The 21,173-nt window shown below is 69.1% G+C and carries 21 protein-coding genes and 3 tRNA genes; 20 read left to right on the top strand and 4 right to left on the bottom strand.

Annotated elements, in window-relative coordinates; all coding sequences use genetic code 11:
• Positions 1–12 precede the first annotated feature (12 nt).
• Positions 13–237: a hypothetical protein gene (locus tag ACIPSA_RS10840; protein WP_402631583.1), complete on the top strand. Its 225-nt coding sequence runs from the start codon at positions 13–15 to the stop codon at positions 235–237.
• A 65-nt stretch (positions 238–302) separates the two neighbouring features.
• Here ACIPSA_RS10840 and ACIPSA_RS10835 read toward each other — a convergent pair whose 3' ends face one another.
• Complete coding sequence (locus ACIPSA_RS10835; RefSeq protein ID WP_402631580.1) at positions 303–959, bottom strand: SDR family oxidoreductase; 657 nt, start codon at positions 957–959, stop codon at positions 303–305.
• A 162-nt stretch (positions 960–1,121) separates the two neighbouring features.
• Positions 1,122–2,390, bottom strand: coding sequence for an amidohydrolase family protein (locus ACIPSA_RS10830; RefSeq protein WP_402631577.1), 1,269 nt, complete (start codon positions 2,388–2,390; stop codon positions 1,122–1,124).
• Between the two features lie 304 nt (positions 2,391–2,694).
• On the opposite strand from ACIPSA_RS10830, the gene ACIPSA_RS10825 reads away from it, so the two are divergent.
• The 9 genes from ACIPSA_RS10825 to ACIPSA_RS10785 all read left to right on the top strand — a co-directional run bounded on the left by ACIPSA_RS10825 (position 2,695) and on the right by ACIPSA_RS10785 (position 8,386).
• A tRNA-Thr gene (locus tag ACIPSA_RS10825) sits at positions 2,695–2,767 on the top strand.
• Between the two features lie 46 nt (positions 2,768–2,813).
• Positions 2,814–2,886 (top strand) — tRNA-Met (locus ACIPSA_RS10820).
• Between the two features lie 90 nt (positions 2,887–2,976).
• The gene (gene rpmG, locus ACIPSA_RS10815; protein ID WP_003948671.1) at positions 2,977–3,141 is read left to right on the top strand and encodes a 50S ribosomal protein L33; all 165 of its coding nucleotides are present in this window, start codon (positions 2,977–2,979) and stop codon (positions 3,139–3,141) included.
• A 102-nt stretch (positions 3,142–3,243) separates the two neighbouring features.
• Positions 3,244–3,696, top strand: a complete 453-nt coding sequence (locus ACIPSA_RS10810; RefSeq protein WP_402631574.1) for a MaoC family dehydratase N-terminal domain-containing protein — start codon at positions 3,244–3,246, stop codon at positions 3,694–3,696.
• 7 nt (positions 3,697–3,703) lie between these two features.
• Entirely contained in the window at positions 3,704–4,132 is a 429-nt protein-coding gene (locus ACIPSA_RS10805) for a MaoC family dehydratase (RefSeq protein ID WP_402631571.1), read from the top strand.
• 127 nt (positions 4,133–4,259) lie between these two features.
• The gene (locus tag ACIPSA_RS10800; RefSeq protein ID WP_402631568.1) at positions 4,260–4,829 is read left to right on the top strand and encodes a TetR/AcrR family transcriptional regulator; all 570 of its coding nucleotides are present in this window, start codon (positions 4,260–4,262) and stop codon (positions 4,827–4,829) included.
• 99 nt (positions 4,830–4,928) lie between these two features.
• Positions 4,929–6,437 carry a DHA2 family efflux MFS transporter permease subunit gene (locus tag ACIPSA_RS10795; protein WP_402631565.1) on the top strand — a complete coding sequence of 503 codons (1,509 nt, stop codon included), beginning with the start codon at positions 4,929–4,931 and terminating at the stop codon, positions 6,435–6,437.
• 133 nt (positions 6,438–6,570) lie between these two features.
• Positions 6,571–7,626: a UDP-N-acetylmuramate dehydrogenase gene (locus ACIPSA_RS10790; protein ID WP_402631562.1), complete on the top strand. Its 1,056-nt coding sequence runs from the start codon at positions 6,571–6,573 to the stop codon at positions 7,624–7,626.
• 85 nt (positions 7,627–7,711) lie between these two features.
• Positions 7,712–8,386: a hypothetical protein gene (locus ACIPSA_RS10785; RefSeq protein ID WP_402631559.1), complete on the top strand. Its 675-nt coding sequence runs from the start codon at positions 7,712–7,714 to the stop codon at positions 8,384–8,386.
• On the opposite strand, the gene ACIPSA_RS10780 is transcribed toward ACIPSA_RS10785, so the two are convergent.
• Both ACIPSA_RS10780 and ACIPSA_RS10775 read right to left on the bottom strand, forming a co-directional pair.
• Complete coding sequence (locus ACIPSA_RS10780) at positions 8,367–9,407, bottom strand: adenosine deaminase (RefSeq protein ID WP_402631556.1); 1,041 nt, start codon at positions 9,405–9,407, stop codon at positions 8,367–8,369. The two genes, ACIPSA_RS10785 and ACIPSA_RS10780, sit on opposite strands and share 20 nt — an antisense overlap.
• A gap of 123 nt (positions 9,408–9,530) precedes the next feature.
• Positions 9,531–10,757 carry a pyridoxal phosphate-dependent aminotransferase gene (locus tag ACIPSA_RS10775; RefSeq protein WP_402631553.1) on the bottom strand — a complete coding sequence of 409 codons (1,227 nt, stop codon included), beginning with the start codon at positions 10,755–10,757 and terminating at the stop codon, positions 9,531–9,533.
• 262 nt (positions 10,758–11,019) lie between these two features.
• On the opposite strand from ACIPSA_RS10775, the gene ACIPSA_RS10770 reads away from it, so the two are divergent.
• From ACIPSA_RS10770 to rpoB, 10 genes are all read left to right on the top strand, one after another.
• Positions 11,020–11,092: transfer RNA gene (locus tag ACIPSA_RS10770), tRNA-Trp, on the top strand.
• Between the two features lie 110 nt (positions 11,093–11,202).
• On the top strand, positions 11,203–11,490 hold the full coding sequence (gene secE, locus ACIPSA_RS10765) for a preprotein translocase subunit SecE (protein WP_402631550.1): 288 nt from the start codon (positions 11,203–11,205) through the stop codon (positions 11,488–11,490).
• 80 nt (positions 11,491–11,570) lie between these two features.
• Positions 11,571–12,425, top strand: a complete 855-nt coding sequence (gene nusG / locus ACIPSA_RS10760) for a transcription termination/antitermination protein NusG (RefSeq protein WP_402631548.1) — start codon at positions 11,571–11,573, stop codon at positions 12,423–12,425.
• 38 nt (positions 12,426–12,463) lie between these two features.
• A complete protein-coding gene (locus ACIPSA_RS10755) occupies positions 12,464–12,922 on the top strand; it encodes a DUF3592 domain-containing protein (RefSeq protein ID WP_402631545.1) in 459 nt (152 codons plus the stop codon).
• Positions 12,923–13,055: 133 nt separating this feature from the next.
• Entirely contained in the window at positions 13,056–13,490 is a 435-nt protein-coding gene (gene rplK, locus ACIPSA_RS10750; protein WP_005481290.1) for a 50S ribosomal protein L11, read from the top strand.
• 81 nt (positions 13,491–13,571) lie between these two features.
• Positions 13,572–14,297, top strand: coding sequence for a 50S ribosomal protein L1 (gene rplA, locus ACIPSA_RS10745; protein ID WP_362312078.1), 726 nt, complete (start codon positions 13,572–13,574; stop codon positions 14,295–14,297).
• Between the two features lie 164 nt (positions 14,298–14,461).
• A complete protein-coding gene (locus ACIPSA_RS10740) occupies positions 14,462–15,382 on the top strand; it encodes a hypothetical protein (RefSeq protein ID WP_402631542.1) in 921 nt (306 codons plus the stop codon).
• 676 nt (positions 15,383–16,058) lie between these two features.
• Positions 16,059–16,589 (top strand): 50S ribosomal protein L10, encoded by a 531-nt coding sequence (gene rplJ / locus ACIPSA_RS10735; protein WP_402631539.1) that lies wholly within the window; start codon positions 16,059–16,061, stop codon positions 16,587–16,589.
• A gap of 114 nt (positions 16,590–16,703) precedes the next feature.
• Entirely contained in the window at positions 16,704–17,087 is a 384-nt protein-coding gene (rplL, locus tag ACIPSA_RS10730; RefSeq protein ID WP_402631536.1) for a 50S ribosomal protein L7/L12, read from the top strand.
• A gap of 590 nt (positions 17,088–17,677) precedes the next feature.
• Positions 17,678–21,163 carry a DNA-directed RNA polymerase subunit beta gene (gene rpoB, locus ACIPSA_RS10725; RefSeq protein ID WP_402631533.1) on the top strand — a complete coding sequence of 1,162 codons (3,486 nt, stop codon included), beginning with the start codon at positions 17,678–17,680 and terminating at the stop codon, positions 21,161–21,163.
• The last annotated feature ends 10 nt before the right edge of the window (positions 21,164–21,173 follow it).

The raw sequence follows: 21,173 nt of genomic DNA, 5'->3' as shown, positions 1-21,173 counted from the left end.
CACACTGACCCCATGTCCTGGTCCTCGTCCTCCCGTCGAAGAACCTGTCCGGTCTGTCGTCGTGAAATCGCCGTTGTCGCGGGACGTTTCGCGCGGCACGATCCGCCCGGAGCGCGGGAGAGTGGGGAACTCGTGTCCTGCGCCGGGTCGCGGCGGCAGGCGCAACTGGGGGCGGTCCAGCCGTCGTTGGACGGATACGTCGTACCGGAGTTCCCCGGGCAGCTGCCGCTGTTCTGAAGGATCCGAGGTCCCGAAGGATTCGACGTTCCGAAGGGTCCGACCGCCCCGGGACAGGGGCAAGCTCAGTTCCCTGCCACCGACTTCACCGCCACCGAAACCGGCGTCGACCCGCTGATCAGCTCCAGAGTGAGACCGGCCGTCGCCGGGGTGTCGACCAGTTCCGCCAGGACGGTGGCCACGTCGTCGCGCGGGACCGCGCCGGGGCCCGTGTGCGCCTCCAGGCGTACTTGGCCGGTGCCCGTGTCGTCCGTCAGCGAACCGGGGCGCAGGATCGTCCAGTCCAGCGCGTCCAGGGTGCTGATGTACGCGTCCGCCTCGCCCTTGGCCCGCAGATACACGTCGAAGACGTCGTCGCCCTTGCGTGCGGGGTCCGCGCCCATCGAGGAGACGACCAGGAAACGGCGCACGCCCGCACGGACGGCCGCGTCCGCGAACAGCATCGCCGCGCCCTTGTCCACCGTGTCCTTCCGCGCCGCGCCGCTGCCCGGCCCGGCGCCCGCCGCGAACACCGCCGCGTCCGCACCGCTCAGGTGTTCCGCCACCTCCTCCACCGAGGCCGACTCCAGGTCGAGCAGGACCGGTTCGGCGCCGGCCTCCCGCAGGTCGTCACCCTGCTCGGCCTTGCGGATGATCCCCGCGGGCTCGTCCCCGCGCGCGGAGAGCAGCCGCTCCAGCCGCAGCCCGATCTGACCATGACCACCAGCAATCACAATGCGCATGTTTCCGACCGTACGCCCGAAGAGCGGCGACTGCCGCATGACTCCAGGACCGCCCGGGGAGTTGGGTTCCGGGACAGCGCGCAGGGGACAGCGCGCAGGGGGCGGGAAGCCATCCGTCCCACCCGCCCCCTGAGACGCCTCTAGGACGCCTCTAGGACGCCTCTAGGACACCTCTCCCCGTCCCTGCCGAGGCAGCCCCAGTTCCGCCGCTGCCGCCGAGTTGCAGTACTCCCGCACCGCGCTGGTGCGGGCCACCACGCGTCCCCGGTGCACCACGATTCGGCTGTACGCGAGGGACAGGGCGCCTGCCAGATGGTCACCGCGCACGGCGAGGAGTTCGGCGGGGAAACCGGCCTCCACGCGGACCTCCGGGAGGCCGAGGACCGCGCGGGCGGAGGTGCTCACCGCGTCGTAGGCGTCCTCGGGACGCAGGCCGTGGCGGGAGGACAGAAGGTACGCCGCTTCCAGGGGGTCGCCGCGGCCGACGGGGTTGGAGACGTCCCGCAGGGCGCCGCTGCCGGCCGCGACCCGGACCCCGGCCGCCCGAAGGAGCCGTACCGGAGCCGTACCCCGCCGGTCGACGCCCCCGCAGCCGCCCTGGGGCAGGCACACCACCGCGACCCCGGCGGCCGCGAGCTGGTCCGCGACACGGGAGGCCGCCTCGGCGGGCAGGCGGGCGAGGCCCGCGCAGGGGCCGAGGGCGACGCCGGGGCGCAGTCCGCCCGCCATCGCCGCGAGCCGGGCCAGGCGGGCCGGGTCCGCGGCGTCGGTGTGCAGGTCGACGGGGCAGCCGTGCTCGGAGGCCACCTCCAGGACCGTCTCCACATAGCCCGTGGGGTCGGGGTCCAGATCCGGACAACCGCCCACCACCGCGGCGCCCATCTTCACCGCGTCCCGCAGTATCGCGAGCCCCTCCGCCCCGGCCGCACCGGTCAGCACCCGCGGCATCGCCACCGTCGTCAGCTCCGCGAGCCCGCGCAGCGACCGCCGCGTCCGCAGTACGGCGCTCAGGGCGCCCAGCGCCTGGACGTCGCCCACGCGCACGTGCGCCCGCAGCGCGGTGGCCCCGTGGCCGAGTTGCAGGAGGGCGGCCTCGGTGGACCGGCGCTGGACGTCCTCCGGGTCGTACGTGACGGGGCCGCCGGCGTCGGCCGACAGCGCGGTGTCGGCGTGGGCGTGCGGTTCGGCCGGGGCGGGGAGGAGCAGATAGCCGGCGAGGTCCACGCGCGTGCCCGTGACGCGGGGCGGGCCCGGTGCCAGGCTCCCGGCCGTGCCGACCGCCTCGATGCGCCCGCCGCCCAGCCGCACGTCCACGGTCCGGCCGTCGGTGAGCCGCGCCCCGCACAGCAGCAGGGCGGCCGTGTCGGACTGTCCCGAGGACCCCGACGAGTTCGACGACGGAGGGGGCGGCTGCGGCTGGCTGTCGGGCATCGCGCTCCAAGGGCTCGGGGGTCCAGGGGGCCACGGGGGCTGGAAACTCGGGGACCGTGCACGGGGGACGCAAGATCACGCAGAGTGAGTCGAGCCTAGGGTGACGAACCGCGTGGGACGGGGAGGAGCGCAATAGTCGTACTGGCGTGGTCCGTCGTGCGGAAGCCGACCGCGCTCGGGCAGGGGAAGGCGTGCACGAGAGGTGCGTGCGGGGCCGCCGGGAAGCCCTGGGGAGCGGGCCTGGAGAGCTGCCCGAAACGGATTTGGGTGAACGGCTGCCGAGCGTGTAATGTCTTCATCGCTCGCCCCAATAGCTCAGTCGGCAGAGCGTCTCCATGGTAAGGAGAAGGTCTACGGTTCGATTCCGTATTGGGGCTCTGGTGTGAGAAGTTCCCGTCGCGAGGCGGGAACGGATCACATCAAAGCGGTGTAGCTCAGTCGGTAGAGCAAGCGGCTCATAATCGCTGTGTCACCGGTTCAAGTCCGGTCACCGCTACTGACAGTAGCCGATTGCGGGGTCGGTCCTTCGATCGGCTACTCTTTCTTGCGTTGAATTAATCCCACCCGTTCGTCAAGGAGCACTCACGTGGCTGCCACCGACGTCCGCCCGAAGATCACGCTGGCCTGCGTGGAGTGCAAGGAGCGGAACTACATCACCAAGAAGAACCGGCGTAACAACCCGGACCGTCTTGAGATGAAGAAGCACTGCCCGCGTTGCAACGCGCACACCGCGCACCGCGAAACGCGATAAATCAGGCTCGTACGACGAGGCCGCTCCCGAGTGATCGGGGGCGGCCTCGCGTCGTTCAGTGACCTGTACCGGCCAGTAGAGCAAGCAGGAGGTGCCGAGCCCATGGCGCTCGACCAGTCCTTCGTGGGACGGACCTACCCGCCCACCGATCCCTATGAGGTCGGCCGGGAGAAGATCCGCGAGTTCGCGGAGGCCGTCGGAGACGGCAATCCGGCATACACCGACCCGGAGGCCGCCAAGGCGCTCGGGTATGCCGACGTGATCGCTCCGCCGACCTTCGTGTTCTCGATCACCTTCAAGGCGGCGGGGCAGGTCGTCCAGGACCCGCAGCTGGGCCTGGACTACAGCCGGGTGGTGCACGGTGACCAGAAGTTCGCCTACAAGCGCCCGGTGCGCGCCGGCGACCGGCTCACGGTGACGTCGACCATCGAAGCCGTGAAGTCCATGGCGGGCAACGACATCCTGGACATCCGCGGTGAGGTCCACGACGAAGCCGGCGAGCACGTCGTGACCGCCTGGACCAAGCTCGTGGCCCGCGCGGCCGAGGAGGCGTGAGGAACCGATGACGGCGAGGATCGCTTACGACGACGTCGAGGTCGGCACCGAGCTGCCGGCGCAGTCCTTCCCCGTGGACCGGGCCACCCTCGTCCGGTACGCGGGTGCCTCCGGGGACTTCAACCCCATCCACTGGAACGAGAAGTTCGCCAAGGAGGTGGGCCTGCCGGACGTCATCGCGCACGGCATGTTCACCATGGCCGAGGCCATCCGCGTCGTCACCGACTGGGCCGGGGACCCGGGGGCGCTCGTGGACTACGGCGTCCGCTTCACCAAGCCCGTCGTCGTCCCGAACGACGACGAGGGTGCCGTGATCGAGGTCTCCGGCAAGGTGGGCGCCAAGCTCGACGACAACACCGTGCGGGTCGACCTGACGGTGACCAGCGGCGGGCAGAAGGTGCTCGGGATGTCGCGGGCGGTTGTGCGACTGGTCTGAGCGCGTGCGTGCGGTAAGGGGCGTCCTCCCTTGTGGGGCGCCCCTTACGCGTTCCCGCGCGGGCTCGGCGCGAGCTCTTCGGCGTCAGCCCTTGACATAGTTAGTGATTGAGCACTAACTTACTTGCATGGCCAGGATGAGTGCGGACGAGAGGCGCGAGAGCGTCGTGCGCGCGGCGATCGCCGAGTTCGCGCAGAAGGGCTACTACGGCACCTCCACCGAGGCGATCGCCAAGCGTGTGGGTGTCTCGCAGCCGTACCTCTTCCGGCTGTTCCCGGGCAAGAAGGCGATCTTCGCCGCCGCCTCGGAGCGCTGCGTGGAGGACGTGTGCAACGTCTTCGGCGAGGCGGCCGAGGGGCTGGAGGGTGAGGAGGCCCTGCATGCCATGGCCAACGCGTACGTGCGTCTGATCCAGGAGCATCCGGAACGGCTCCAGATGCAGATGCAGACGTACGTCACCGTCGCGGCCGCCGAGGCGGAGGGGGACCATGAGTTCGGCGAGGCCGTACGGGCCGGCTGGATGAAGCTCTGGGAGACCGTGCACCTGCCGCTGGGGGCCGATGTGAGCGAGACCACAACCTTCCTGGCCTACGGGATGCTCATCAACACCCTCGCGGCCATGGGGTTTCCGCCGGAGCATCAGGTCTGGCAGGGGATGTATCCGAGCGCCCGGCTCACGGGGCGGCTGGAGAAGTAGGGCTACAGGGGGAGGCGGTCCGCCGTCTTTTCATGGGCGCGAAAGTTAGTAATCGATAACTAATCATTGATCGCGGATCGATCACGCTCTGGGGGAGCGATGTCACAGCAGACGGAACGGCAGACGGAACAGCAGACGGAACGGCTGACGGAACAGCACACCGCACAGCCGACCGAACCGACCACCGCACGGCGCGGACAGATCGTCTGGGCCCTCGTCATCACCAGCGTCGCCGGATTCATGGCGTCCCTCGACAACCTCGTCGTCACCACCGCACTGCCCTCCATCCGCGGGGACCTCGGCGGAGCGCTGGGCGACCTGGAATGGACCGTGAGCGCCTACACGCTCACCTTCGCCGTGCTGCTGATGTTCGGCGCCGCGCTCGGTGACCGCTTCGGCCGCCGCCGGCTCTTCCTCGCCGGGCTCACCGTCTTCACCGGTGCCTCCGCCGCCGCGGCCATGGCGCCCGGCATCGACTCCCTGATCGCCGCCCGCGCGGTCCAGGGCATCGGCGCGGCCATCATGATGCCGCTCACGATGACCCTGCTCACCGCCGCCGTGCCCGCCGCCAAGCGCGGGATGGCGTACGGCATCTGGGGCGCCGTCAACGGCCTCGCGGTCGCCTCCGGGCCGCTCATCGGCGGCAGCCTCACCGAACACGTCTCCTGGCACTGGATCTTCTGGCTGAACGTCCCGCTCGGACTGGCCCTGCTGCCGCTCGCCCGCCTCCGTCTCGCCGAGTCGTACGGCCCCGGCGCCCGGCTCGACATCCCCGGCACCCTGCTCGCCAGCGGCGGCCTCTTCGGTCTCGTCTACGGCCTGGTCCGCGGACCCGCCGACGGCTGGACCAGCTCCCTCGTGCTGACCGGGCTGATCGCGGGCACCGTCCTGCTGACCGCCTTCGTCGTCCATGGCTCCCGCGCCGAGAACCCCATGCTCCCCATGCGTCTGTTCCGCTCCCGCGCCTTCGCGGGCATCAACGCCGCGAGCCTGCTGATGTTCCTCGGGATGTTCGGGTCGATCTTCCTGCTCAGCCAGTACATGCAGGGCGTGCTCGCCTACTCGCCCACCGAGGCGGGACTGCGGATGCTCCCCTGGACCGGCATGCCGATGCTCGTCGCACCCATCGCCGGAATCCTCTCCGACCGCATCGGCGGCCGCCCCGTCGTGGCCACCGGACTGTTCCTGCAGGCCATCGGGCTCGGCTACCTGGCCTACGTGGACACCGCCACCGCCTCCTACGCCGCACAGCTGCCCGCCCTGATCATCAGCGGCATCGGCATGGCCCTCTACTTCGCCCCGGCCGCCAACCTGGTGATGTCCAGCGTCCGCCCGCAGGAGCAGGGCATCGCCTCCGGCGCCAACAACGCGCTGCGCGAGGTGGGCGGCGCGCTCGGCGTCGCGGTCATGTCGTCGATCTTCTCGGCACAGGGCGGTTACGAGTCCGCCCAGTCCTTCGTCGACGGCCTGCGGCCCGCGCTGGCCACGGGCTCCGGAGTGGTCGCCCTCGCCGCGGTCGCCGCCCTGGTGATCCCGGCCCGACGCCGCGCCGCGAGGCTCGTGACGGCGAGCGAGCAGTCACCGGCCCTGGAGGCCGTGGCCGGCTGAGGCACTGGCGCTCTCGTGACGGACACGCGCGCGTACGGCCCCGTTCCATGCGAACGGGGCCGTACGCACGCGTGGCGGGGTGAGGGGTGCCGCCCCGCCGGGGCTGTCACCGGTGTCTCGTAGTCTTGGGCGCGTGCAGGAACTCCACGACGCCCCCCTCGCCCCGCTGACCACCTTCCGGCTGGGCGGCCCCGCCACCCGGCTCGTCACCGCGACCACCGACGCCGAGGTGATCGACGCCGTGCGCGAGGCCGACGACAGCGGAACGCCGCTGCTGGTCATCGGCGGCGGATCGAACCTCGTCATCGGCGACAAGGGCTTCGACGGCACCGCCCTGCGCATCGCCACGACCGGGTTCGAGCTGCGCGGAACGACGCTGGAGCTGGCCGCCGGCGAGGTGTGGACCGACGCCGTCGCCCGCACCGTCGAGGCCGGGCTCGCCGGTGTCGAGTGCCTGGCCGGGATCCCGGGATCGGCCGGCGCGACGCCGATCCAGAACGTCGGCGCGTACGGCCAGGACGTCTCCTCGACGATCACCGAGGTGATCGCGTACGACCGGCGCAACGGGGAGACGGTCGCCCTCACCAACGAGGAGTGCGCCTTCTCGTACCGCCACAGCCGCTTCAAGGCCGACCCCGCGCGCTATGTCGTCCTGCGCGTCCGCTTCGAGCTGGAGAACGCGCACGGGCTGTCGGCGCCGGTGAAGTACGCCGAGACGGCCCGCGCCCTCGGCGTCGAGCCGGGTGACCGGGTGCCGCTCGCCGCCGCCCGCGAGACCGTTCTGAAGCTGCGTGCCGGGAAGGGCATGGTCCTGGACCCCGAGGACCACGACACCTGGTCGGCCGGGTCCTTCTTCACCAACCCGATCCTCACCCACGAGCAGTACGCCGCGTTCCACGCACGCGTGCGCGAGCGGCTGGGCGACGGCGTCGAGGCGCCCGCCTACCCCGCGGGCGACAGCCACACCAAGACCTCCGCGGCCTGGCTGATCGACAAGGCGGGTTTCACCAAGGGATACGGCACCGGGCCCGCCCGCATCTCCACCAAGCACACCCTCGCCCTCACCAACCGGGGCGGGGCCACCACCGAGGACCTGCTCGCGCTGGCCCGTGAGGTCGTCGCGGGCGTCCACGCGGTCTTCGGGATCACGCTGGTCAACGAGCCGGTGACGGTGGGCGTCAGCCTCTAGGGGCAGCGAGGCGGCCGCCGGCGCGGAATCTCCGTTGCCGACGGCCCCGCCCGACCGCGACCCTGGGGGGCATGAGGCCCCCTATATGCAGCTGAGACTGCGCCAGTTCCGGCCCAGGACGGGCCCGCACGAACACCGGATCGTCCAGCCCCGACAGCCCCTGCGCCACACCTCACTGCGCGCCCCGGACCCCATCGGCCAGCTGTACGGCGACCACGACGGACTGAACCGGCTCGCGGGTCTGTTCTCCTTCGCCGCCTATTCACGGCACACCGTCGTCCATGTGCCGCTGCGGGACGCGGTCCTGCCGGACGAAGGCATCGGGGACCTGGTCGACCTCGTCCTGGTCCACCATTCGTACGGACTGCGTCCCAGCAAGTGGCCCGCGCTGCGCCGCACGCTCGGAGCCGGCGCCCCGCTCACCGTCCGCACCGACGAGGCGCGCACGGCGCGGGACGCCGCGTCCTGGCGCAGCCGTCAGAAGCTCGCCGGCTGCCGGGACGAGCTGCGGCACACCACCCACGCCCGCACGTTCTTCCTGTTCGGCAGCCGGGACGTCTTCGCCGGGACGGCAACGTCCCTCGCGTACGCGGCGGGCTGGGGGCCGCGCCAGAAGCGGGTCGCCGAAGGGCAGTCACAACTGATGGCGGGGCTGCCGCTGGTCGAGCCGCCCGGCGGTGGCGGCGGTCACCCCGACGAGGTCCTGGTCTGCTTCAAGCCCTATCCGCCCTACGCCCACTTCAAGAGGCCGGGCCGCTGAGCCAGTCGTCCACGCCCGCCAGCAGCTTCGCCTTCACCTCCTCCGGCGCCGCCGAACCCCGTACCGACTGCCGGGCCAGCTCCGCGAGCTCCGCGTCCGTGAAGCCGTGGTGGTGGCGGGCGATGTCGTACTGGGCGGCCAGGCGGGAGCCGAAGAGGAGCGGGTCGTCAGCGCCCAGGGCCATCGGGACGCCCGCCTCGAAGAGGGTCCGCAGCGGGACGTCCTCGGGCTTCTCGTACACGCCCAGCGCCACATTCGACGCGGGGCACACCTCGCACGTCACACCGCGGTCCGCGAGCCGCTTCAGCAGCCGCGGGTCCTCCGCCGCCCGGACCCCGTGTCCGATCCGGGAGGCATGCAGATCGTCCAGGCAGTCCCGCACCGACGCGGGGCCGGTCAGCTCTCCCCCGTGCGGGGCCGCCAGCAGGCCGCCCTCGCGTGCGATGTGGAACGCCCGGTCGAAGTCCCGAGCCATGCCCCGCCGCTCGTCGTTCGACAGCCCGAAGCCCACCACGCCCCGGTCCGCGTAGCGCACCGCCAGGCGGGCCAGCGTGCGCGCGTCCAGGGGGTGCTTCATGCGGTTGGCCGCGACCAGCACACGCATGCCCAGGCCGGTGTCCCGGGACGTCGTCTCCACCGCGTCCAGGATGATCTCAAGGGCCGGGATCAGCCCACCCAGCCTGGGCGCGTACGAGGTCGGGTCCACCTGGATCTCCAGCCAGCCCGAGCCGTCCCTGACGTCCTCCTCGGCGGCCTCCCGGACCAGCCGCTGGATGTCCTCCGGCTCTCTGAGGCAGGAGCGTGCCGCGTCGTACAGCCGCTGGAAGCGGAACCAGCCCCGCTCGTCCGTGGCCCGCAGCCTCGGCGGCTCCCCGCTGGTCAGTGCTTCCGTCAGCGCCTCGGGCAGGCGCACGCCGTGCTTGTCGGCCAGTTCCAGGACGGTTCCCGGCCGCATCGAGCCGGTGAAGTGCAGGTGCAGATGGGCTTTCGGCAGCTCAGAGACATCACGTACACGCTCCATCCCAGGATCCTGCCGTACGTCCGTGCTGTGCCGGTAGCTCTTTCCTCGAACGTGGTCTTGCTCGCACAAAGGGACGGGGGCAGCTCCCGAAGTCGGGAGCTGCCCCCGTACGGGCAGGGAACGTCAGTCCCGTGCCTCCGCCAGCAGCTTCTGGATCCGGCTGACGCCCTCGACGAGGTCCTCGTCACCGAGCGCGTACGACAGGCGCAGGTAGCCGGGGGTGCCGAAGGCCTCGCCCGGGACCACCGCGACCTCGGCCTCCTCCAGGATCAGCGCGGCCAGCTCGACCGTGTCCTGCGGGCGCTTGCCGCGGATCTCCTTGCCGAGCAGGCCCTTGACCGAGGGGTACGCGTAGAAGGCGCCCTCGGGCTCCGGGCAGAACACGCCGTCGATCTCGTTGAGCATCCGCACGATCGTCCTGCGGCGGCGGTCGAACGCCTCGCGCATCTTCGCGACGGCCTCCAGGTCGCCGGAGACGGCGGCCAGGGCGGCGACCTGGGCGACGTTCGAGACGTTCGAGGTGGCGTGCGACTGGAGGTTCGTCGCGGCCTTGACCACGTCCTTCGGGCCGATCACCCAGCCGACGCGCCAGCCCGTCATGGCGTAGGTCTTCGCCACACCGTTGACCACGATGCACTTGTCACGCAGCTCGGGCAGGAGCGCGGGCAGCGAGGTGAACTTCGCGCCGCCGTAGACGAGGTGCTCGTAGATCTCGTCCGTGAGGACCCACAGGCCGTGCTCGACGGCCCAGCGGCCGATCGCCTCGGCCTCGTCCTGGCTGTAGACGGCGCCGGTCGGGTTGGACGGGGAGACGAAGAGCACGACCTTCGTCTTCTCCGTGCGGGCCGCCTCCAGCTGCTCCACGCTCACGCGGTAGCCGGTCGTCTCGTCCGCGACGACCTCGACCGGGACACCGCCGGCCAGGCGGATCGACTCCGGGTACGTGGTCCAGTACGGCGCGGGGACGATGACCTCGTCGCCCGGGTCGAGGATCGCGGCGAAGGCCTCGTAGATGGCCTGCTTGCCGCCGTTGGTGACCAGGACCTGAGCCGGGTCGACCTCGTAGCCCGAGTCGCGCAGCGTCTTCGCGGCGATCGCGGCCTTCAGCTCGGGCAGACCGCCGGCCGGGGTGTAGCGGTGGTACTTCGGGTTCTTGCAGGCCTCGATCGCGGCCTCGACGATGTAGTCCGGAGTCGGGAAGTCGGGCTCACCGGCGCCGAAGCCGATCACCGGACGCCCGGCGGCCTTGAGGGCCTTGGCCTTGGCGTCCACGGCGAGGGTGGCGGACTCGGAGATCGCGCCGACTCGGGCGGAGACCCGGCGCTCGGTGGGAGGGGTTGCAGCGCTCATGGGGCCCATCGTTTCAGACCGGAAACGTCACCGGCACGCCGGTTTCACAGACTGAACGGCATCGGGCCGACTCGTGAACAAGCATCCGAATCCGGGCCGCCGCCAGGACGATCTTCCGCTGGGTGAGCCCGTGCGAGCACTTTCTGTTCGACGCCCGGCCCCGGACCACGTACACTCTCACCTCGTTGGCCTTCAGCAGCCGCAGTTCAGCCGGTGCACACCGAGCACCCGGTCGGATGCGGTAAGTTGGGGGAAACACCAAAGGGTCGTAGCTCAATTGGTAGAGCACCGGTCTCCAAAACCGGCGGTTGGGGGTTCAAGTCCCTCCGGCCCTGCTACACACACCGCCAGGATGTGTGCGCAGCATGTACTTACAGCACTGCACCGCCGTGCGGCTCAGGAACCGGGCGCGGCACGGCCACGACCCGGGATCAGGTGAGGACGAATGACGGACGCCGTGGGCTCCATCGACATGCCTGATGCCCAGGACGAGGAGCTGGAGACCAAGAAGAAGGGTCGCAAGGGCGGCAAGCGTGCCAAGAAGGGCCCGCTGAAGCGCCTCGCGACCTTCTACCGCCAGATCATCGCGGAGCTCCGCAAGGTCGTCTGGCCGACGCGCAACCAGCTGACGTCGTACACCACCGTGGTGATCTTCTTCGTCGCCATCATGATCGCGCTGGTGACCGTGATTGACTATGGGCTCAACCACGCGGCCAAGTACGTCTTCGGCTGAGCCAAGAGCGAAGGGCGCCGTGGTACCGGCGCCCGTTTTCGCATGTTCCACCCCTATGTATCCAGGAAGAAGCAGCCATCGTGTCTGACCCGAACCTGAACGACGCCATCGAGCCGGACGAGACGGTGGACGACGAGCTCGACATCGTCGAGGGCGCGGACGAGCAGGACGAGTTCGAGGCTGCCGAGGCCGAGGCGGGGGAGCCGGCCGAGGAGGCCGCCCTCCGCGTCGTGGACGAGGAAGAGCCGGCCGCGGAAGAAGCCGAGGCCGAGGAAGAGCCGGCCGCGGAAGAAGCCGAGGAAGAAGCGGCCGAGCCCGTCGACCCCGTCGAGGCCCTGCGCCAGGAACTGCGCATCCTGCCCGGCGAGTGGTACGTGATCCACACGTACGCCGGTTACGAGAACCGCGTGAAGACCAACCTGGAGCAGCGCGCCGTCTCGCTGAACGTCGAGGACTACATCTTCCAGGCCGAGGTGCCGCAGGAAGAGGTCGTCCAGATCAAGAACGGCGACCGCAAGACGATCAAGCAGAACAAGCTCCCGGGCTACGTCCTGGTCCGCATGGACCTGACGAACGAGTCCTGGGGTGTCGTCCGCAACACCCCCGGCGTCACCGGCTTCGTGGGCAACGCCTACGACCCGTACCCGCTGACCCTGGACGAGATCGTCAAGATGCTCGCCCCGGAGGCCGAGGAGAAGGCCGCTCGCGAGGCCGCCGAGGCCGAGGGCAAGCCCGCTCCGCAGCGCAAGGTCGAGGTCCAGGTGCTGGACTTCGAGGTCGGCGACTCGGTCACCGTCACCGACGGCCCGTTCGCCACGCTGCAGGCGACCATCAACGAGATCAACCCCGACTCGAAGAAGGTCAAGGGCCTGGTGGAGATCTTCGGCCGCGAGACGCCGGTCGAGCTCTCCTTCGACCAGATCCAGAAGAACTGAAGTTCCTGACGGACATACCCGCCGAGGGCGCCTCACCGGTGAATACCGGGCCGGGGCGCCTTCGCCGTTTCCGCGGCGCGATCGCGTGCGGTGCCGGCGCGCTGGTGATGCTGGTGCTGACGCTCGGGGTGTTCCTCCCGGCCGCGTGGCAGCGTGTCGACGTGCGGGGCGGGACTCCGGCCTCCGCCAGGTTCCAGGACTCCGGCTCGGGGTGCTTCTTCGGGGGCTGCCGGGTGGAGTTCACCGTCGCGGGAGAGCCGGTGACCGCCGACCTGCCGGTCGGTACGAGCACCAAGGAGCACCACACCGGCGACAGCGTGGACGTGCTCTACGCGCCCGGCGAGCCGGAGCGGGTGGCGCTCGCGGACGACGCCGGCCGGACGGAGGTGGCCCTGCTGCTCGCTCCGCCGGGCGGCCTGACCCTGGTCATGGCGCTTGCCGCGGTGCTGCGCCTGCCGCGAGACCGACGGCCCGAAGGCCCCCCGCAGGCCGTCTGACCTGGACGATTTCTTGTCCGGGGGAGACAGCGGCTATCGTTGTGCGGTATGCCATCTGTGGGATCTTGCCCCGATGGGCGCAGGTCGAAGGCGCGGATGGCAATCAACCTCTCAGTAAGGACCCGGAGAGAGCATGCCTCCCAAGAAGAAGAAGGTCACGGGGCTCATCAAGCTCCAGATCAACGCCGGTGCGGCGAACCCGGCCCCGCCGGTCGGCCCCGCGCTCGGTCAGCACGGCGTCAACATCATGGAGTTCTGCAAGGCCTACAACGCGGCGACCGAGTCGCAGCGTGGCTGGGTCATCCCGGTGGAGATCACGGTCTACGAGGACCGCTCCTTCACCTTCGTGACCAAGACCCCGCCGGCCGCGAAGATGATCCTCAAGGCCGCTGGTGTCGAGAAGGGCTCCGGCGAGCCGCACAAGACCAAGGTCGCCAAGATCACCGAGGCGCAGGTCCGTGAGATCGCCACGACCAAGCTTCCCGACCTGAACGCCAACGACCTGGACGCCGCGTCGAAGATCATCGCCGGCACCGCCCGCTCCATGGGCATCACGGTCGAGGGCTGAAGGCCACTTTCGTAGAACCACCGTGGTAGGGCCTGCTCGGCCCGTACACCACGACTCCTTTCAGAACACACAGGAGCAGTTGTGAGCAAGCGCAGCAAGGCTCTCCGCGCTGCGGACGCCAAGGTCGACCGGGAGAAGCTGTACGCCCCGCTCGAGGCCGTCCGTCTCGCCAAGGAGACCTCCACGACCAAGTTCGACGGCACCGTCGAGGTCGCCTTCCGCCTGGGTGTCGACCCGCGCAAGGCCGACCAGATGGTCCGTGGCACCGTGAACCTCCCGCACGGCACCGGCAAGACCGCCCGGGTCCTGGTCTTCGCGACCGGTGACCGTGCCGAGGCCGCGCGTGCCGCGGGCGCCGACATCGTCGGCGCCGACGAGCTGATCGACGAGGTGGCGAAGGGCCGTCTGGACTTCGACGCCGTCGTCGCCACTCCGGACCTCATGGGCAAGGTCGGCCGCCTCGGCCGCGTCCTCGGCCCCCGTGGTCTGATGCCGAACCCGAAGACCGGCACCGTCACCCCCGACACGGCCAAGGCCGTCACGGAGATCAAGGGCGGCAAGATCGAGTTCCGCGTCGACAAGCACTCGAACCTGCACTTCATCATCGGCAAGACGTCCTTCGAGGACGACAAGCTGGTGGAGAACTACGGCGCCGCGCTGGAGGAGATCCTCCGTCTGAAGCCGTCCGCCGCCAAGGGTCGCTACATCAAGAAGGCCGCCATCAGCACCACGATGGGCCCCGGCATTCCGGTCGACTCGAACCGCACCCGCAACCTCCTCGTCGAGGAGGACCCGGCCGCCGTCTGAGCCTGAGCTCACCCCGGTAGCCGCGTCAGGTACGCGTCATTGAAGGGCGGGCCCTGGAACCTATGAGGTTCGGGGCCCGTCCTTTCTTTGTGCGACTTTTCGTACGACCGCCAGTGCGCCGGGGTTGGCGCGCGGGCACAGGACTCGCATTGGGGTGGGACTACATGAAGAGCACGACCGTGCGCCGCGTGACCCTTTCGATCGCGGTGGTGACCGCGCTGACGGGGGTGGCCGCCTGCGGTACCTCGGACTCCTCCGGTTCCGGCAAGGAGGACAAGGCGGGCGGGAAGAGCACGACGCACGTCAGCCCCATCGCGGCCCTGCGTTCCGCCGAGAAGTCCACGGACAAGGCCGACTCGGCCAAGGTCCGCTCGTCGACGACCATCGGCTCCGTGATGTCGATGAAGGCGGACGGCGCCTTCAGCTGGGGCGGCGGCCTCAAGGGCACCCTCACCATCACCTACACCGGCGGCACCACGGCCCAGACGATGCGCCAGCTCGGCTCGACGTCGATGGAGGCCCGCTACCTGTCCGACGCCTACTACGCCAAGATGAGCGACAAGTTCGCCCAGCAGGCGGGCGGCAAGCACTGGATCCGGTACGCGTACGACGACCTCGCCAAGCTCGGCGGCGGCTCCGGCACGTATCTGAAGGACCAGATGCAGAACACCACGCCGAACCAGTCCGTGAAGCTGCTGCTGGCCTCCGGGGACGTCAAGAAGGTCGGCGAGGAGAAGGTGTCGGGCGTGAACGCCACGCACTACTCGGGCACCGTGAACGTCGCCGACCTCGCCGGCAAGAGCAGCAACCTGAGCGCGAGCCAGCTGGCGGACCTGAAGAAGCAGCTCACCCAGGCCGGGGTCAGCACGGAGACCGTGGACATCTGGGTCAACGACCAGGACCTGCTGGTCAAGAAGGTCGAGAAGGCCGACATGGCGGCCGGCCGGATGGTCCAGACCGCGTACTACAGCGACTACGGCGTGAAGGTCACGGCCGAGAAGCCCCCGGTGAGCGACACCAAGGACTTCACCGACCTCGTGAAGAGCTCGGGGACCGTGGCGGGCGGCACCGGCACCAGCTCCTGAGAATCACGCGATCGTTCATGTTCCCCCGGGTCGCGCCCGCCGTCCCGCGGTGCGACGGCCGTGCGTGATTCGGGGGATCGACGAGGTCCGCTGTGGGGGCGGGCGAGCCCGCCGCTGTGCCGCTCGCCGGGGCCGCGGCCGGTTGCACCGCGGCGGACCGGCGGTCGTCCGGCCTGGCGACGCCCGCCGCCGTCGCCAGGGCCGCGAAGAAGACCGGTGGCCTCACGTCCCTGCGCAACCGGATGACCGGCCGGACACCCGACCAGGGCCGGATCCGCGCCGAGGGCTCCTGCGGCACGAAGGCGAGCAGCCTGAAGGCCACGCGCGCGGCGGGGAAGACCCGGGCACGAACGAGAGTGGGCCGGCACGGCGAACCCGACCTCACGGGAAGGGGCGAACGGGCGGATTTGCTTCGCTGCGACCCGTTCCCGTACTCTCCTACAGAAGCCAAAGACCGCTGGTCGTTGCCACGTGCTCGTACGAGGACATGGTGGCCGAAGGATCCGCTGAACAGCGGACGACCCGCGCAGGTGTGAGTGGAAGTGCTCCCGGAGTTCGCCGCCTCGATGCGTGTGACCGCCCGGTCGAGCTACGCCCCGTGCGCCTGCGCCGGGGCGTTTCGTTTACCTCAGCCCCTTCCGAGCGGTCTCATCACCCGGAAGGAGGCCGAAGCTCTATGGCAAGGCCCGACAAGGCTGCCGCGGTAGCCGAGCTCGCGGAGCAGTTCCGCAGCTCGAACGCCGCTGTGCTGACCGAGTACCGGGGTCTCACCGTCGCGCAGCTCAAGACGCTGCGTCGTGCGCTCGGTGAGAACGCCCAGTACGCCGTGGTGAAGAACACGCTGACCAAGATTGCGGCCAACGAGGCCGGGATCACGACGCTCGACGACCTGTTCAACGGTCCGACGGCGGTCGCCTTCGTCACCGGTGACCCGGTGGTGTCGGCGAAGGGTCTTCGTGACTTCGCCAAGGACAACCCGAACCTCGTCATCAAGGGCGGTGTCCTTGAAGGCAAGGCGCTGTCCGCCGATGAGATCAAGAAGCTTGCGGACCTTGAGTCCCGCGAGGTTCTGCTCGCCAAGCTGGCGGGCGCCTTCAAGGGCAAGCAGACCCAGGCTGCTCAGGTCTTCCAGGCGCTCCCGTCGAAGCTCGTCCGCACTGTGGACGCTCTTCGCGCCAAGCAGGCCGAGCAGGGCGGTGCCGAGTAACTCGGCTCGCGAAATGACCGCCGCCGCCTGAGGCGGAGGTCGTAGCGGGCCGAACGTACGCCCGCCATACATGTACATCCGGCACCAGCCGACTTATTGGAAGGATCGCCCATCATGGCGAAGCTCACCCAGGAAGACCTGCTCGCGCAGTTCGAGGAGATGACCCTCATCGAGCTCTCCGAGTTCGTGAAGGCCTTCGAGGAGAAGTTCGACGTCACCGCCGCCGCCGCGGTCGCCGTTGCCGGCCCCGCCGGCCCGGGCGTTGTGGCCGAGGCCGAGGAGGAGAAGGACGAGTTCGACGTCATCCTCACCGGTGCCGGCGACAAGAAGATCCAGGTCATCAAGGTCGTGCGCGAGCTGACCTCCCTGGGTCTGAAGGAGGCCAAGGACCTCGTGGACGGCGCCCCGAAGCCCGTCCTGGAGAAGGTTGCCAAGGACGCCGCGGAGAAGGCCGCCGAGTCCCTCAAGGGCGCCGGCGCCTCCGTCGAGGTCAAGTAAGGCCTCACGGGTCCGCACGGACTCACGCGCGCTGACGACAGCCCCGTAGGGCTGTAACGCGAACGCACCGAAGAGCGATCATCCATCCGGGTGGTCGCTCTTCGGCGTTCCGAGGGTCGGGCGGCGACTGCCTTGCACCTGTGGGACCTGGGAGTATGGTGATCTTCGTCGTGTCCTCGAGCGCCCCTGGTGGCCGGCTGCAAGTGACGAGCGCAGCACCCGTTTTGGGCAAGGGGGGCCTTGACGAACCGCACGCAGCGCGCAATTCTCAGGACGCGTCGTCACAAGGATCCGAATCCGAGGCATGGATCGACGGCGAAGAGGGCAGTATCACCGTGCGTTGAGGGCAATCAGACCGAGGGCGTTGAGGGCAACGAGGGTCTCGAAAAACCCGCACTGGACATCAGTGTGCCGAGTGGCTACACTGACCCTTTGCGCTGCCTGTTAGCTGTCCCCTGCCCGTCACCAGGGGCATGCCCTCACTTGAGCACAGACGACTGAACGTTCCCTGACCTGGGACTTCTGTCTCCGTGCGCGAGAGAGGGGCCGGTACGCGCGTAGTGAGTCCGAGCCCTCGGAAGGACCCCCTCTTGGCCGCCTCGCGCAATGCCTCGACCGCGAATATGAACAACGGCGCCAGCACCGCCCCGCTGCGCATTTCCTTTGCAAAGATCAAGGAGCCTCTTGAGGTTCCGAACCTGCTCGCGCTGCAGACCGAGAGCTTCGACTGGCTGCTCGGCAACACCGCTTGGCAGAGTCGGGTCGAGGAGGCTCTGGAGAACGGTCAGGACGTCCCGACCAAGTCCGGACTGGAGGAGATCTTCGAGGAGATCTCCCCGATCGAGGACTTCTCGGGGTCGATGTCGCTGACCTTCCGCGATCACCGCTTCGAGCCGCCGAAGAACTCCATCGACGAGTGCAAGGAGCGCGACTTCACGTACGCCGCCCCGCTCTTCGTGACGGCCGAGTTCACGAACAACGAGACCGGCGAGATCAAGTCCCAGACCGTCTTCATGGGCGACTTCCCGCTCATGACGCACAAGGGCACGTTCGTGATCAACGGCACCGAGCGTGTCGTGGTGTCGCAGCTGGTCCGTTCGCCCGGTGTCTACTTCGACTCCTCCATCGACAAGACGTCCGACAAGGACATCTTCTCCGCCAAGATCATCCCGTCCCGGGGTGCCTGGCTGGAGATGGAGATCGACAAGCGCGACATGGTCGGTGTCCGTATCGACCGCAAGCGCAAGCAGTCCGTGACCGTCCTCCTGAAGGCGCTCGGCTGGACCACCGAGCAGATCCTCGAAGAGTTCGGCGAGTACGAGTCCATGCGCGCCACCCTGGAGAAGGACCACACCCAGGGCCAGGACGACGCGCTGCTCGACATCTACCGCAAGCTGCGTCCGGGCGAGCCCCCCACGCGTGAGGCCGCGCAGACGCTCCTTGAGAACCTGTACTTCAACCCGAAGCGTTACGACCTCGCCAAGGTCGGCCGCTACAAGGTCAACAAGAAGCTGGCCGCGGAGGCTCCGCTCGACGCCGGTGTGCTGACCGTCGAGGACGTCATCTCGACGATCAAGTACCTGGTGAAGCTGCACGCGGGCGAGACCGAGACGGTCGGCGACAGCGGTCAGACGATCGTCGTCGAGACCGACGACATCGACCACTTCGGCAACCGCCGCCTGCGCAGCGTCGGCGAGCTCATCCAGAACCAGGTCCGCACCGGTCTGGCTCGTATGGAGCGCGTCGTGCGCGAGCGCATGACCACGCAGGACGTCGAGGCGATCACGCCGCAGACCCTGATCAACATCCGGCCGGTCGTCGCCTCCATCAAGGAGTTCTTCGGCACCAGCCAGCTGTCCCAGTTCATGGACCAGAACAACCCGCTGTCGGGTCTCACCCACAAGCGCCGTCTGTCGGCGCTCGGTCCGGGTGGTCTCTCCCGTGAGCGGGCCGGCTTCGAGGTCCGTGACGTGCACCCGTCCCACTACGGACGCATGTGCCCGATCGAGACCCCTGAAGGCCCGAACATCGGTCTGATCGGCTCGCTCGCCTCGTACGGCCGGGTCAACGCGTTCGGTTTCGTCGAGACCCCGTACCGCAAGGTCGTCGACGGCCAGGTCACCGACGAGGTGGACTACCTGACCGCCGACGAAGAGGACCGATTCGTCATCGCGCAGGCCAACGCCACGCTCAACGACGACATGCGGTTCACCGAGAACCGCGTCCTGGTCCGCCGTCGTGGTGGCGAGGTCGACTACGTCCCCGGTGACGACGTGGACTACATGGACGTCTCGCCGCGCCAGATGGTGTCGGTCGCGACCGCCATGATCCCGTTCCTCGAGCACGACGACGCCAACCGTGCCCTCATGGGCGCGAACATGATGCGTCAGGCCGTGCCGCTGATTAAGTCCGAGTCCCCGCTCGTCGGCACCGGCATGGAGTACCGCTCCGCCGTCGACGCCGGCGACGTGGTCAAGGCCGAGAAGGCGGGTGTGGTCCAGGAGGTCTCCGCGGACTACATCACCACGGCCAACGACGACGGCACGTACATCACGTACCGCCTGGCCAAGTTCGCCCGCTCCAACCAGGGCACCTCGGTCAACCAGAAGGTCATCGTCAACGAGGGCGACCGGATCATCGAGGGCCAGGTCCTCGCCGACGGTCCGGCCACCCAGCACGGCGAGATGGCGCTGGGCAAGAACCTGCTCGTGGCGTTCATGCCGTGGGAGGGTCACAACTACGAGGACGCGATCATCCTGTCGCAGCGCCTCGTGCAGGACGACGTCCTCTCCTCGATCCACATCGAGGAGCACGAGGTCGACGCCCGTGACACCAAGCTCGGCCCCGAGGAGATCACCCGGGACATCCCGAACGTCTCCGAGGAGGTCCTCGCCGACCTCGACGAGCGCGGCATCATCCGCATCGGTGCCGAGGTCGTCGCCGGTGACATCCTCGTCGGCAAGGTCACGCCCAAGGGTGAGACCGAGCTGACGCCGGAGGAGCGCCTGCTGCGCGCGATCTTCGGTGAGAAGGCCCGTGAGGTCCGTGACACCTCGCTGAAGGTGCCGCACGGCGAGATCGGCAAGATCATCGGCGTCCGCGTCTTCGACCGCGAGGAGGGCGACGAGCTTCCCCCCGGTGTGAACCAGCTGGTGCGCGTGTACGTGGCGCAGAAGCGCAAGATCACCGACGGTGACAAGCTCGCCGGCCGTCACGGCAACAAGGGTGTCATCTCCAAGATCCTGCCGATCGAGGACATGCCGTTCCTGGAGGACGGCACTCCGGTCGACATCATCCTCAACCCGCTGGGTGTCCCGTCCCGAATGAACCCGGGACAGGTCCTGGAGATCCACCTCGGCTGGCTCGCCAGCCGCGGCTGGGACGTCTCCGGACTGGCGGACGAGTGGGCGCAGCGCCTCCAGGCGATCGGCGCCGACTCCGTCGCTCCCGGCACCAACGTCGCGACCCCGGTCTTCGACGGTGCGCGCGAGGACGAGCTCGCGGGTCTGCTGCAGCACACCATCCCGAACCGCGACGGCGAGCGCATGGTGCTCCCGACCGGTAAGGCGCGGCTGTTCGACGGCCGTAGCGGTGAGCCGTTCCCGGACCCGATCTCCGTCGGCTACATGTACATCCTGAAGCTGCACCACCTGGTCGACGACAAGCTGCACGCCCGTTCGACCGGTCCGTACTCGATGATCACCCAGCAGCCGCTGGGTGGTAAGGCGCAGTTCGGTGGCCAGCGCTTCGGTGAGATGGAGGTGTGGGCGCTGGAGGCGTACGGCGCCGCCTACGCCCTCCAGGAGCTGCTGACCATCAAGTCCGACGACGTCACCGGCCGCGTGAAGGTCTACGAGGCCATCGTCAAGGGCGAGAACATCCCCGAGCCCGGCATCCCCGAGTCCTTCAAGGTGCTCATCAAGGAGATGCAGTCGCTCTGCCTGAACGTGGAGGTGCTGTCCAGCGACGGTATGTCCATCGAGATGCGTGACACCGACGAGGACGTCTTCCGCGCTGCGGAGGAGCTCGGCATCGACCTGTCCCGGCGCGAGCCGAGCAGCGTCGAAGAGGTCTGACGGGAGTCCG

Source organism: Streptomyces sp. NPDC086549, assembly GCF_044746205.1.
Classification (GTDB): Bacteria; Actinomycetota; Actinomycetes; order Streptomycetales; family Streptomycetaceae; genus Streptomyces.
Note: the sequence above shows the minus strand (reverse complement) of the source record. Positions and strands in the feature narration are given on the sequence as shown.